The sequence below is a fragment of the Pseudomonas arvensis genome (assembly GCF_056688935.1).
The window spans coordinates 1,695,752-1,709,023 of sequence record NZ_CP162038.1 but is presented as its reverse complement, the minus strand read 5'-3'; the positions used below and the strand labels follow the sequence as shown (position 1 = coordinate 1,709,023).

At 54.4% G+C, this 13,272-nt stretch carries 14 protein-coding genes and 1 pseudogene; 10 read left to right on the top strand and 5 right to left on the bottom strand.

The genetic code is table 11. The annotated features are described in order from the left end of the window. Positions 1-249 precede the first annotated feature (249 nt). Positions 250-1,437: an MFS transporter gene (locus AB3G88_RS07840; RefSeq protein WP_191960233.1), complete on the top strand. Its 1,188-nt coding sequence runs from the start codon at positions 250-252 to the stop codon at positions 1,435-1,437. Positions 1,438-1,532: 95 nt separating this feature from the next. On the opposite strand, the gene AB3G88_RS07835 is transcribed toward AB3G88_RS07840, so the two are convergent. Then, a complete protein-coding gene (locus AB3G88_RS07835; RefSeq protein WP_480453611.1) occupies positions 1,533-1,751 on the bottom strand; it encodes a hypothetical protein in 219 nt (72 codons plus the stop codon). 198 nt (positions 1,752-1,949) lie between these two features. Here AB3G88_RS07835 and AB3G88_RS07830 point away from each other — a divergent pair, with 198 nt between their 5' ends. Then, positions 1,950-2,699 (top strand): metallophosphoesterase, encoded by a 750-nt coding sequence (locus AB3G88_RS07830; protein ID WP_480453609.1) that lies wholly within the window; start codon positions 1,950-1,952, stop codon positions 2,697-2,699. A gap of 233 nt (positions 2,700-2,932) precedes the next feature. On the opposite strand, the gene AB3G88_RS07825 is transcribed toward AB3G88_RS07830, so the two are convergent. Beyond that, complete coding sequence (locus AB3G88_RS07825; protein ID WP_480453607.1) at positions 2,933-3,295, bottom strand: DUF6124 family protein; 363 nt, start codon at positions 3,293-3,295, stop codon at positions 2,933-2,935. 497 nt (positions 3,296-3,792) lie between these two features. Here AB3G88_RS07825 and AB3G88_RS07820 point away from each other — a divergent pair, with 497 nt between their 5' ends. The 7 genes and pseudogenes from AB3G88_RS07820 to tal all read left to right on the top strand — a co-directional run bounded on the left by AB3G88_RS07820 (position 3,793) and on the right by tal (position 9,918). Next, a complete protein-coding gene (locus tag AB3G88_RS07820; RefSeq protein ID WP_480453605.1) occupies positions 3,793-4,176 on the top strand; it encodes a hypothetical protein in 384 nt (127 codons plus the stop codon). Continuing rightward, entirely contained in the window at positions 4,173-5,513 is a 1,341-nt protein-coding gene (locus AB3G88_RS07815) for a KGGVGR-motif variant AAA ATPase (protein WP_480453603.1), read from the top strand. The genes AB3G88_RS07820 and AB3G88_RS07815 overlap by 4 nt, the downstream gene beginning before the upstream one ends. Further along, on the top strand, positions 5,510-6,961 hold the full coding sequence (locus AB3G88_RS07810) for a hypothetical protein (RefSeq protein WP_480453601.1): 1,452 nt from the start codon (positions 5,510-5,512) through the stop codon (positions 6,959-6,961). The genes AB3G88_RS07815 and AB3G88_RS07810 overlap by 4 nt, the downstream gene beginning before the upstream one ends. Positions 6,962-7,117: 156 nt before the next feature. Then, positions 7,118-7,360, top strand: coding sequence for a CopG family ribbon-helix-helix protein (locus tag AB3G88_RS07805; RefSeq protein ID WP_480453599.1), 243 nt, complete (start codon positions 7,118-7,120; stop codon positions 7,358-7,360). Positions 7,361-7,364: 4 nt separating this feature from the next. Beyond that, positions 7,365-7,634, top strand: a pseudogene (locus AB3G88_RS07800) (type II toxin-antitoxin system RelE/ParE family toxin). Between the two features lie 84 nt (positions 7,635-7,718). Further along, positions 7,719-8,705 (top strand): tRNA dihydrouridine(20/20a) synthase DusA, encoded by a 987-nt coding sequence (gene dusA / locus AB3G88_RS07795; protein WP_480453597.1) that lies wholly within the window; start codon positions 7,719-7,721, stop codon positions 8,703-8,705. A gap of 286 nt (positions 8,706-8,991) precedes the next feature. Beyond that, complete coding sequence (gene tal, locus AB3G88_RS07790; protein ID WP_099587410.1) at positions 8,992-9,918, top strand: transaldolase; 927 nt, start codon at positions 8,992-8,994, stop codon at positions 9,916-9,918. Positions 9,919-10,109: 191 nt separating this feature from the next. Here tal and rssC read toward each other — a convergent pair whose 3' ends face one another. Both rssC and rssB read right to left on the bottom strand, forming a co-directional pair. After that, on the bottom strand, positions 10,110-10,592 hold the full coding sequence (gene rssC / locus AB3G88_RS07785) for an anti-sigma factor antagonist RssC (protein WP_003172602.1): 483 nt from the start codon (positions 10,590-10,592) through the stop codon (positions 10,110-10,112). Beyond that, on the bottom strand, positions 10,592-11,773 hold the full coding sequence (gene rssB, locus AB3G88_RS07780) for a two-component system response regulator RssB (protein WP_099587411.1): 1,182 nt from the start codon (positions 11,771-11,773) through the stop codon (positions 10,592-10,594). The genes rssC and rssB overlap by 1 nt, the downstream gene beginning before the upstream one ends. 277 nt (positions 11,774-12,050) lie before the next feature. On the opposite strand from rssB, the gene AB3G88_RS07775 reads away from it, so the two are divergent. Further along, positions 12,051-12,347 (top strand): PilZ domain-containing protein, encoded by a 297-nt coding sequence (locus AB3G88_RS07775; RefSeq protein WP_480453594.1) that lies wholly within the window; start codon positions 12,051-12,053, stop codon positions 12,345-12,347. Between the two features lie 63 nt (positions 12,348-12,410). On the opposite strand, the gene AB3G88_RS07770 is transcribed toward AB3G88_RS07775, so the two are convergent. Continuing rightward, positions 12,411-13,100 carry an MlaA family lipoprotein gene (locus AB3G88_RS07770; protein ID WP_099587413.1) on the bottom strand — a complete coding sequence of 230 codons (690 nt, stop codon included), beginning with the start codon at positions 13,098-13,100 and terminating at the stop codon, positions 12,411-12,413. Positions 13,101-13,272: the final 172 nt, after the last annotated feature.

Below are 13,272 nucleotides of genomic sequence, written 5' to 3'. Positions count from 1 at the left end.
GGTGTACGCACCAGGAAAGACTAGACCAGGACGGCGCGCAGAATATCACGGCAAACAGCGTTTATGCGCCGTTTGGCCAATTGACAGCTCTAAATCGCGGCTTTTATCGGGCCGGTGTCAAGTATGGTAGGCGCGACGTGGGGTCACAGGCACGGAACTCTGCCTGAATCAGCGGTTCTAGACACCTTCGCCGCAGCTTGCGTAGCATCGGCGGCTCTCCTTTATGCACTCCTTCCAAACAGGCGATCCATGTCTATCCACCAAACACCCGGGCACGTGCTGCCCGCGCGCAGTGCCGCCAAAATGGAAGCGGCCATGGCTGTGGGCGCTTTCGCAATCGGCACCGGCGAATTCGCCATCATGGGCCTGATGCCCGACATCGCCCAGAACCTGGGTTTAAGCGAACCCCAGGTCGGCCACGCCATCAGCGCCTACGCGCTGGGTGTGATGGTCGGCGCTCCCCTGCTGGCCATCCTCGGCGCCAAGCTGCTGCGCAAACACATGCTGTTGTTGTTGATGGGCCTGTATGCACTGGGCAACTTCGCCACAGCCTTCACCCCGACCTTCGGCTCGCTGGTGGCCTTCCGCTTTATCAGCGGCCTGCCCCACGGCGCCTACTTCGGCATCGCCGCCGTGGTCGCCTCCAGCATGGTGCCCAACGACAAACGTGCCGGCGCCGTCGCCCGGGTAATGCTCGGCCTGACGCTGGCCATGTTGCTGGGCAACCCCATCGCCACCTTCCTCGGCCAACACCTGGGCTGGCGCTCGGCGTTTGCGCTGGTCAGCGTGATCGCCCTGTGCACCATCGTGCTCGTCTGGCAATTCGTACCCCACCGCCACGACGAACAACGCAGCGACCCGCGCAAGGAACTGCGCGCCTTCACCAAGCCCCAGGTGTGGATGGCCCTGTCCATCGGTGCGATAGGCTTTGCCGGCATGTTCTGCGTATTCAGCTACCTGGCGCCGACCATGCTCGAAGTGACCAAAGTGTCACCGCAGTGGATCCCCTTCGGCCTCGCCGCGTTTGGCGTCGGCGGTATCATTGGCAACATCGCCGGCGGCAAGCTGTTTGACCGCATGCAATTTCGCGCGGTGGGTTGGATTCTGGTGTGGTCGATGGCCGTGCTGGTGTTCTTCCACTTTGCAGCGAGTTCGCTATGGGGCGTGCTAGTGGGCATCGCATTGGTCGGCACCATGATCGCCCTGGCCGCCCCGTTGCAAATCCGCCTGATGGACATCGCCCATGAAGCACCGAGCCTCGCGGCGGCATCCAACCACGCGGCCTTCAACCTGGCGAACGCGCTGGGGCCGTGGTTTGGCGGGATGGCGATTACGGCGGGTTTGGGCTGGACCAGTACCGGCTATATAGGTGCCGCTACGGCGCTGGTCGGCCTGGGCCTCTACCTGATTGCGCGGCGGATGAAAGGCGGCCACTGACATTTCCCGCCCCAATCTCAGTTCCAATGTGGGAGGGGGCTTGCCCCCGATAGCAATGGGTCAGTCACCACCCCAGTGACTGCCCCACCACCCCATCAATCATCATGCAACAACCCCGACCCATACTCCCCATAACTACTCCCCAGCCCACTGCCACCAGCATTCATCTTGGTGGCTTTGTTGGGACTGCGGTCGCCAAATGCCTGGCATCCACCTGAAAAGCACGGGTCACTGCTCACGGCTGGGGAAGATGAACAAGCGCTCACCAACAACGTGCCGGTGATCATTGTGATTTTGACGAGGTTTGAAATCATGGTTTCAGTTCCCTGTGGGCTGGAGGCGCTGGGGTCCTCTCTTGCAGGGAATCGTAGACCTCAACGGCGCAGGGAATTATGAAGCTTTGCTGGGCGACAGGTAGGGTTCAGGTTGCCTGATTTGGGGATGACGCCAGGTTTTCGCAGGCATTGGCAATGATATAGTCCGTTAATGTCCACCCCATCGAAGCCTTGAACATGTCCACCATCAAAGTATTTGAATCCAACCCAAAGGGCCGCGACTTTGTGGTGGGTGATATTCACGGGCATTTCAAGCTACTCGCGTCACTCCTGGAAAAAGTAAACTTCAACACCCAACAAGATCGCTTGTTTTGTGTGGGCGATCTTATTGATAGAGGTCCTGACTCTATTGACGTGTTGAAGTGGCTCAGCGAACCATGGTTTTACGGCGTACGTGGCAACCACGAGCAGATGCTTATTGATTGCCTATCCGGTCGCGGCGACATCAACAGGCACACGCGAAACGGCGGAGCGTGGCTTTACGCGCTGTCGCCCAGCGTCCAGAACGAGATCTACAACCTCCTGCAAACGCTCCCAGTCATGATTGAGGTCAACTTATCGGATGGTCGAAAAATCGGCATTGTCCATGCTGAAGCCTTTCTTTCATGTGCTACCCAAAGTTGGCAAGACGCCAAAGACGCTATCAGCGGCATGCGCGGAGAATCCGCCCAACAACAAGCGTTGAAAACCGCACTCTATGCCAGGGAAAGAATAGAACAGCAAAACCAGGCACCGATCATAGGTCTGGATAAGTTATATGTGGGCCACTCGACAGTCCCCCATGTGCATACATTGGGCAATGTCGTTTATACCGATACTGGTTGCTCTTTTTCGGACGGTACATTGAGCGTGATAGACATTGATACTGGAGAGGTTATCCATGTAAGCATGCGTTTATTGCATGACTCTCTTGGCGCCGGGTTGTGATAACTGACTCTGCTTTATGCCGACTACCCTAGGTGAAGGGCTTGGGTTCTACCCGCGTCACCGTGCGTGGCGGATTGCGTTTCAGGAGTGGTTTTCGCCCTGGCAGAATCGGCACATTCCACCTTTGCGCCACGCCATGGCGACGCAGTTGAAGACGGTTTCCGAGGGTTGGAGGCGCAGGGTTACTTGACCAGTTCAAGTTGCCGCCTTGGGGTAAGGCGGCAGGTTGCGTGTCAGGCTGTGGTCGTACTTGACGTCGCGTCGACTTGCTCTAGAGCTCGGTCGATAAGCAGAGAGCTCAACTCGATCAGTTGCTGAATGCCCAAGGCGATGGAGCGCTGGGAGTCGTCGAGATCGAAAGCCAGGGTTGCGGCCATTTGGTTAGCAGACGCAAGGTTTTCGGCGGCGTTGGCCAGCAGCGTTTCGTTGTCGATGTTGGGGCTGACGAGGAATAGATTGCCACTGGGTTGGTTGATCGGTGCATTTTCATCAGACGGTGGAAAGTAATGATGAATCGCACGCCCTGCCGCTGCGTACAGCTTGGCGTCGGGGGTTGCTGCATTTGAGGCATGAGGCGGATTAGGTTTGTTGTGCATGGCGAAGCTCCTTAACTGTTCAGGAACTGCCAATCTCACTTCCACATGAGGGTGGCAGCTGTACGCAGGTGTGGAAGACCAGGGCTAAGGACCCGGCGCACCGAAGTGCCCCGCGCACAGCCGCCGAAACACATGATACAGACGTAAAAAAACGCCGGTAGGTGTTTGTGACGATTGCGTCTTAGCTTGGTACGGACTTCCACATCCGACCGCTAGGTTGGTAGCGGCTTGAGGAGGTTAGCTATGGGTGGTCTGAGGGGCAAGCTGAGAAAAGCGTGGGAAATATCCTAAGAAGTATCATTGCGTGCTCCGGCACTCCACATATATCGCAAGGGGCAGACCATATTTCAATCCGATGATGAGTCACTTGGAACCGTGCTCGGCGCGCTGAGTGATTTTATTCGGACCTTGCTTCAGGATGAAAGCTGCGGCTAAATGCCTTTTCGAGGCACACACCGTCAATCTGACCAGCGCGAGCTCAAAAAGGACCATTTGGAATGCCGGAAAATTATGGTGTGGCTGCAGTACGACATTTCACAGATGCTGAGTGCCTAGCCGCAGCATCGAGCTGGGATGGTGCAGGACATCTAGTAGGCTTTTCTGCTGAGTGCGCTTTAAAATATGGAATTATGTCTTTGCGGCAAGACGGTGAGGGTGTGCGGGGCCACTTCCCGGACTTGACTGAAATTGCCAAGCGCCAACTAAATCAACGGCGACACTCGGGTCTTTACACAATCATAAAAAATCAAAATTTTATGAGTAACTGGAAAGTAGAACTTAGATACCATGAAAATGGCGCTATCGATCAAGCCAAGTATGAACTTTGGCGACAGCAGGCTTATTCATTACTGCACGCCTCAGGATTAAGGAAGCGAGCATGACAACTCTTGAAAACATTGCAAGATACGACGATATTGTGCCTACGACTGTTAAAATAGTTACCGAACTGTGCGGGATAGATTTTTTCGATAGAAATCTATTGCTTCGCGACACCGACGGTTTTATAACAGTAATACTACGAGACAAGCTGCCACCAGAACTCATCACCAAAGCATCTGAACTTCTATACAATGCGCTCGAAAACTATGCAACAAAACCCGTCATAGCAACACCTGACGACCTATTCGATTCAAGCCTAGCTGACCAGTCAAAGGACAAATTAGAATTAGTTCTGCTCGATGACGGTGCTGAAATATACATCCGATATTTAGAAAGGCGAATTGTTGGAGGAGACTGGGTTCGAAGCATGCAGGCGCCCATCGAAAACGCCCCTAAGATAGTGGTCTTTTCCAGTTTAAAGGGTGGTGTAGGTAGGTCTACCGCACTCTCTATTGCTGCAATGCACCTAGCTCGCATGGGGAAATCAATTTTAGCTATTGATCTTGATTTGGAAGCACCAGGTATCGGTGGGATGTTTTTGAATGGAGCCGACTTACCAAAATACGGTGCGCTGGACTTTTATGTAGAATACGGAAGGACCTCTATATCTGCGAAATTTCTTGAAGACATGCAAAAAGTTGCTTATACAGATGCTTCAGGAGGCGCTTTCACAATCATTCCAGCGACAGGGATGGCAAGCCAAGCTTTTCCACAAAATGTACTTGGAAAAATATCAAGAGCCTATTTGGAAATATTGAGTAGCGAAGGAATCCCGTTATCCTTTCTCGATAAGACCAGAGAGTTAATTAGCTCCGTATGCGCGAGCGCATCATTTGATGTGATTTTTATCGATGCAAGGGCGGGATTAAATGAAACCACAGCAGCAACCATACAAGGACTGGGAGCCGACATACTATTCTTCGGAGTAGACACCCCGCAAACATGGGAAGGTTATCGCTACTTCTTTTCACATCTTGCACGCCATAAACCCGAAGCCGACAGCGTACTTGATTGGCGCTATAAACTAAAAATAGTTCATGCAAAAGCAATAAACAATCAAGACGCCATTATCAAATTCAGAGACCAAGCATCGGAACTCTTTACCGCTTATCTTTATGACGAAGTAGAAGGAGACGAAGCAGCGCAAGGGCTTGTGGGATCATTTGGTTTTGACCTTGATGATCCGACAGCGCCACACTATGCTTGGCCAATATTTATGTCATCTACTTTCTATGAATACAGCCCTCTAGATGATGACACCCAAAATAGCACTTCTGTTATCGGCCCTATATTTGGACAGTTTTTAAATAATTTATATGAACGACTGGATTTCCAATGAAACTTGAAGACTACGACATCAACGCCTTAAGGTCGGTAATCTCAAATTTTCAACCTGAGTCGTCCTCGAGCGCCGCACGGGCATTGCCTTTGAGCGAAATCTACACACCGTCTTCACATAAGGATGCGCTCGATTTTGAAAAGCCTTTGGTAGTAGGAAACAGGGGAACAGGCAAAAGTGTATGGTCTGGGGCACTAGCCGACCCCACTGTAAGGAAATCCATCGCATCTAAACATTCTTATGATTCTCTGTTAAACGCAGAGGTAGAACTGGGCTTTCATCAAAGCGCAGCAGAAGTAAATGGCATTGCGCCATCTCCACGCGTACTCAGCGCACTATTACGAAAAAACAAAGACCCAGAAGTCATTTGGATGGCAGTCTTATTAAAAGCCACATCCAAGCATACAAAATCTAGAATTAAGAGCAACTTTGAAGACCTAGTAGAATGGGTGGACGCCTACCCATCCAAGTGCGAAGATTTATTAAGGAAGGCGGACGCTTTTTTTACAAAGAACAATAAGAAATTTTTACTGGTATTCGATGCTTTAGACCGACTTGGCCGAAGCTGGGAAGATATACGCCCTCTAACAAGAGGAGTATTAATACTAACACTCGGAATGCAAGGATACTCCAACATGCGCGCAAAAGTTTTCATGCGCACCGACCAATTTAAAGACAGCACAATCTTTAACTTCCCCGACGCGTCTAAGCTTCGTGCAGCATGTATAGATCTAACATGGCACTCCATTGACCTTTATGGACTTTTTTTCCAGCTATTAAAAAATAATGATAAATCCGAAGCAGCTTTTGGCAAAATATATCGCGAGATAATGAAAACCCCCTTAAGGCCTTACTCAACTGTGCCAGACCCAATACAACAACGGCAAGTTTTTACCATTATTGCCGGAGAATACATGGGATCAGACCACCGTAGAGGCAGAACTTACACATGGATCATTGATCATCTAGCTGACGCTTTTCACGAAACAACTCCGAGGAGTTTTCTAGTGACACTACAACGCGCCGCGACTGCAAGACAGCACCCTATTAATGCGGTTATTGATCACCATGGTATACGTGAAGGGGTTCAAGCTGCATCAGCGATACGAGTGGACCAACTTTCAGAGGATTACCCCTGGATATCGCGAGCGCTCACGGATTTAGCGGGACTTGAAGTTCCTTGCGCACCTGCGTCATTTGTAACTAGATGGGCAGAGCGAGAAACTATTTTAGGGATTAATAATCTAGCAACTGAGCTTCCAGGCCCTGTAGAGCTACTGAAAGCCCAGTCTAACAAAGAAGACTTGTTATTGGAGTCATTAGTTAACATTGGAGTCGTGGAGTACCGTACCGAAAGCAAAATAAACATGCCTGACATCTTCAGGGTAGCAGCCAAAATAAAGAGGAGGGGGGGAGTAAAGCCACCGACTTTCTCAAGATCGAAATAATCAATCCCCGGGGTGGGAGATATCGGGGTCAGACCACAATACTCCGGCAATGAGGTGAAACAAATAACTTCCGGATACACACAGCGACGACCTGCTGATTCAAGCCAGCGCTCTGCGGTGTAAGATGCCCTACAACCATCCACCATCGAGACCGCCATGACTGGAATATCCCTAAACCTCCCGGAAGACCTGTCCAACTCTCTCGCCGACCTGGCCAAAACCAACGGCCAGACTGCGACCTACCTGGCGATGGACGTTCTTCGCGACTACATCAAGCACGAAAAAACGCTGACCGCCCAAGTCGAGCAGGCAGTAAAAGAAGCCGACGAAGGCAAATTCGCCACCGATGACCAAGTGGCAGCCATGCGCGCTAGGCGTTGGAGCAGGAATGCGGGTTGAGTGAATTGAAAAAGCACTCAAAAATCTGGAAGACGAAGCGAACTATATCGCTCTCGAAAATCCAAAAGCCGCCGACGACTTCTCGGATGCCATTTTCGCCAGTGTCGACAGGCTGGCTCAGTTTCCTTCCATGGGGCGCGAAGGTCGGGTGAAACATACCCGCTAATGGGCAGTTCCCGACTTGTCCTATCTGATCCCGTATAGAGTGCGGGGTGAACGACTGCAGATCCTTGGCGTATTCCACACGCGGCAACGTCCTCGTTCGAAGTGGTAATGCGCGCAAAACTTGCCTCTCCGGCACCCAAGATCCGTTCCTGATAAACTGCACCCCATTCGCCTCGCTGACTCAGATTCCCCCATGCCCCTACAAACCGCCCCACTCTCCCGCCGCTTCTCCGTCGCCCCGATGATGGATTGGACGGACCGCCACTGCCGGTTCTTCCTCCGCCTACTCTCCAAGCACGCCCTGCTCTACACCGAGATGGTCACCACCGGCGCGATCCTCCACGGCGACCACGACCGCTTCCTGCGCCACAACGAAGCCGAGCACCCGCTGGCGCTTCAGCTAGGCGGTAGTGTCCCCGCCGATCTGGCCGCCTGCGCCCGCATGGCCGAAGCCGCCGGTTACGACGAAGTGAACCTGAACGTCGGCTGCCCCAGCGACCGCGTTCAGAACAACATGATCGGCGCGATCCTGATGGCTCACCCTGCGCTGGTGGCCGATTGTGTGAAGGCGATGCGCGATGCGGTTTCGATTCCGGTAACGGTGAAGCACCGTATCGGCATCAACGGTAGGGACAGTTATGCCGAGCTGTGTGATTTCGTCGGGACGGTGAAGGATGCGGGCTGCACCAGTTTTACCGTGCATGCGCGGATTGCGATTCTGGAAGGGTTGTCGCCGAAGGAGAATCGGGACATTCCGCCGTTGCGCTATGACGTGGCGGCGCAGTTGAAGCAGGACTTCCCGGAGTTGGAGATTGTGCTCAACGGGGGCATCAAGACGTTGGAGCAGTGCCATGAGCATTTGCAGACGTTTGATGGGGTGATGCTGGGCCGGGAGGCTTATCACAACCCGTATCTGCTGGCGGAGGTGGATCAGCAGTTGTTTGGCAGTGAGGCGCCGGTGATCAGCCGGGCTGAGGCGTTGGCGCAATTGCGGCCTTATATTGCTGAGCATTTGGCCGGTGGCGGGACGATGCATCATATTACGCGGCATGTGCTGGGGCTCGGTACCGGGTTCACTGGGGCGCGCAAGTTCAGGCAGTTGTTGTCGGTGGATATTCATAAGGCTGCGGATCCGTTGGCATTGCTGGATCAGGCTGGGGCTTTGTTGGAAGGGCGTTGATTGGTTGGCTTGCAGCGGGTCAGTGGGTATGGACCGACTGATACAGTGCTATCAGGGACAAGCCCCCTTCCACATTTTTAACAGTGTGCATCACGGGACCGCGTTGCCCACATGGCAGTTGGGTTGAACCTGCGGTCAGTTTTGCCCTCCTATTGAGCAGTATGGCCGAGCATTCAACCGGCTGTTTTCAGGTTGTTGCCCTCGCAAACGATCGAACGCATTTGCGCCCTTGAGCACCTGTCGGCGCTCGGGTAATGTCATCAGACCCATAGGACAGAGCACGCCCATGACTTCCAAGCTGGAACAACTCAAGCAATTCACCACTGTCGTAGCCGATACCGGCGATTTTTCTACCCTCGCCAAGCTCAAGCCGCAGGATGCGACTACCAACCCTTCCCTTCTGCTCAAGGCCGCGTCGATTCCGGGCTATGCCAAGCTGCTCGATGAGTGCGTGCAAGATTGCAACGGTGATGTGGGTCTGGCCAGTGACCGTTTCGCAGTAGCGGTAGGTCAAGAGATTCTGAAAGTGGTTCCGGGCCGTATTTCCACTGAGGTGGATGCGCGCTTGTCCTTCGACGAAGGCGCGATTCTCAAGCGTGCGCACCGTCTGATCGACCTGTACGACAAAGCCGGCGTTGGCCGTGACCGCGTGCTGATCAAGATCGCTTCCACCTGGGAAGGCATCCGCGCGGCGGAGAAGCTGGAAAAAGAAGGCATCCAGACCAACCTGACGCTGCTGTTCTCCTTTGCCCAGGCCGTGGCGTGTGCCGAGGCTGGGGTCTTCCTGATTTCGCCGTTCGTGGGCCGCATCTACGATTGGTACAAGAAGGCCAATGGCAACGACTACACCGGTTCCGATGATCCGGGCGTGCAGTCGGTGACGCGCATCTACAACTACTACAAGGCCAATGGCTACAAGACCGTGGTGATGGGTGCGAGCTTCCGTAATCTGAGCCAGATTGAAGAGCTGGCCGGATGTGACCGCCTGACCATCAGCCCGGACCTGCTGGAAAAGCTGGCGGCGGATGAAGGCAAGCTGGAACGCAAGTTGTCGCCAGGCCATGCCGGTGAAGCACGGGTGCATATGACTGAAGCGCAGTTCCGTTGGGAATCCAACGAGGATGCGATGGCGACTGAGAAGCTGGCGGAGGGGATTCGTCAGTTCGCGCGGGACCAGGAGAAGCTGGAGGCGTTGTTGTCGGCCAAGCTGTAAAGGCGGATAGCGGCAAAAAGGGCGGTACCTTTGGGGTACCGCCCTTTTTTTGTGCGCCAGTCTCAAGCCAGTCGCAAACTAAATGTGGGAGGGGGCTCGCGATAGCAGGGGGTCAGTCAACTTATTTGTAACTGACACTCCGCCATCGGGGGCAAGCCCCCTGTCACTGTTTGATAGCGTTTGAATTGGGATCAGTGACGTTCCAGGGCATTCACAAGGTCGTGGAACGCTTCGCGATTGGACTCGTTGAGGCCCATCAGGATTTTGTGCGCTTCCAGCACCTTCACCCGCACGACTTCCTCGGACTGGTCCTGGGAAGGCAGGTCGGTCAGGCATTCCGGGCACGGGATCGGGCGATCAACGATGTTGAACACCTGGTCGAAGCCCATGGACTGCAGCAGCCGGGTGATGTCTTCGTGGGTGGTGACGACCGTCGGCAAGAGGCCGACCTTCTGCCGAGACAGAATGGACAACTTGGCCAGCAGGCCAAGGGTGGTGCTGTCGATGCTGCGGGTTTCGGTCAGATCGATCACGATCGCCGAGAAGTTCAGCGCAGTGAAGATCCGCTCAATCGTCGCATCCAGCGCCGAACACAAGGTCAGGCGCACTTCACCGACAAATTTCAGGACGAAGGTCCCGTCTTGCTCAGCGAATTGGATTCTTCCGGTACTCATCAAAGATTCCTGCTCAACACCAATAGGGCGATATCATCCGGCATCTCCCCTAGCGTGGCCAATCCAAAAACCTGCCGCAGGCCATCCAGGCTGCCGCCCGCTGCCTTGACCCGTTGGGGCAAGGCGGCTTCTTTCTCTTTGAGTGTAGGCTCTGGAAGAAGGTCCAGGATGCCATCGGACATCAGCGTCAGGCTGAAGGTCGGCGGCAGTTCCAGGATGTGGTCTTCGTAGGTGGCTTCATTGAACAAGCCGACGGGCAGACCACGCCCTTCCAGGTAACGCACACTGTCGGGAGTGTATAAAACAGGCATCGGCAGGTGACCGCCAATACTGTAGGTCAAAAGACCGGTTTCTTCATCGATAACGCCGCCGACCATCGTCACGTGCTTGCCCAGCTTGCAGCTGATCAGGCCTCGGTTGATGTGGCCCAGCACCTCGGACGGGGTGAACTCCGGCAAGGTGCCATTGCGCTTGGATTCAAACAACAGCCGCGTGGTCATGAACTTCAACAACACGGTGACAAAAGCAGAAGACGCGCCGTGGCCCGAAACGTCGGCCAGGTAAAACGCCACACGTCGCTCATCCACACGGAAATAGTCGACAAAATCACCCGACAGGTACAGCGAGGGGATGATCTGGTGCGCAAACTTGAACTCGTCGATGGTCCAGGGGCTGACCGGCAGCATGTTCATCTGCACCTGGCGACCGGCGTTCTGGTCTTCCTGGAGCAGGTTGAGGCTGGCTTCGAGTTCGCGGTTGGCGGTTTCGAGCTTTTCGCGGTAACGCTGGTTCTCGACCAGCAAACGTGCACGATCCAAGGCGCGGCGCACCGAGTGCTCCAGCACCGCCAGGTCTTCCAGGGGTTTGATCAGGTAGTCGGCCGCCCCCAGGCGCAAAGCCTCGACAGCATCGTTCATCACGCCGGCGCCGGACACGACAATCACCGGCGTCTGCGGGGCAATCTCGGTCACCTGGCGAATCAGCTCCAAGCCGCCCATCTGGGGCATGCGCAGATCGCAGATCACGAGGTCGGGCTGGTCGCGCTCGAATACCTGGAGACCCTGTTGGCCATTGCTGGCCTGCAGGACGCTGAAGCCACTGTCTTCCAAATAGGCCGCGAGGCTCGCGCGCACTACTTCGTCGTCATCGATTATCAGCAGCGTGGCACTGGTTTTTTGCATGTGGGCAAACGGCGCCAGAATTAGGTTGGCGTAGGCGACTCGGCAATGGCCGGGATCACGCTACTGGATTCGCTTTCTAGCCTCTCTGTCCTACAAAGCATAGGCGTATTGCCCACGCACAACTGTAAAGCAGAGGTGCCCTTCTAAGGCGCAGACGGTACTCCCATCCGCCAGGTGTTTCAAGCTCATGCCGATGGTCGCCGGGCGTCTTTACATCGCAAATCACCGGGAGTTATAAGAACAGCCACGACCACAACACAAAGTAAGGATGGAACCCATGAGCGAACACGAGCGCGACTACGCCGAGAAACGCGATTTCATCCGCATGCGAGTGGATGCCGAGGTGTCTTTGATCCACGCCGGGCAGGAGATTGCCGGGGTTTGCGTGGACCTTTCCAGCTCTGGGATGCAGGTGCAGGCACCCCGCCAGTTCATCGTGGGCGATAAACTGACCGTACGCATCGATTCGGAGCATGCAGCCCTTGCCGGCCTGGAAGCAGATACCGAAGTGGTATGGGCCAAGAACGAGGGCCAAAACCAGCACCTAGGCCTCAAGATCCTGAAAATGCGCTGAAACCCGCGCATAAAAAAGGCGACCGCCGAAGGTCGCCTTTTTTTCATTTCAAAACATCACGGCTTAGAAGTCGTCGACGACCTTGCCATCCTTGACCTTGAACTCACGGTTCTGCAGGTAGGCGTTACGAATGAAGGTGTACTTGTCGCCGGTGATCAGCTTCTCACTGTCGAGCAAGCTGGCACGGGTATCGACAATGTTCAGGCCCATGGTGCTGTTGCGCCAGCCGATATCGTTCATGTAGCGATACGGTTGAGTGTAGCTGTCGACGTATTTGGACGGTGCATCACGCAGTGTGCTCGGGCCCAGCAAAGGCAGCATCACGTAGGGACCGCTGCCCACGCCCCAGTAACCCAGGGTCTGACCGAAGTCTTCATCGCTGCGTTGCAGCCCCATTTTGGTGCCGACATCAATGAAGCCCAGCACGCCAAAGGTGGTGTTGACCAGCAAACGCGCCGTATCAACGCCTGCGTTATGCGGCTTGAGTTGCAGCACATTGTTGGCCAGGTTGCCGACATCGCCGATATTGCGGAAGAAGTTGTGGATACCGTCTTCGACAAATTGCGGCGTGATCCACTCATACCCTTGGGCCAAAGGCTTGAGGGCATAGGTATCAACGGTGTCGTTGAAGGTAAAGATCGGGCGGTTGACGCTTTCCCATGGATCATCTTCCGTCGCAGCCTGGGCAGCGAACGGGGCCAGCATGACGGTGGCACACACCGACAGCTGAGCGAAGTAATGGCTCCAGCGCATAGCTTTTGCTCCTTGAATGGTCTGTCATGGGCGCTATGCCCTGAATGAGGCCGTCAGTATATGACGGAAGCGTCCATTTAGGCAGTCGTCAGGAAACGACACACAGAAAATGGACAAAATTCCTACAATTAACCTCGCTGTCATCGGCTTGTCATCCGACCCCGATAGCGTC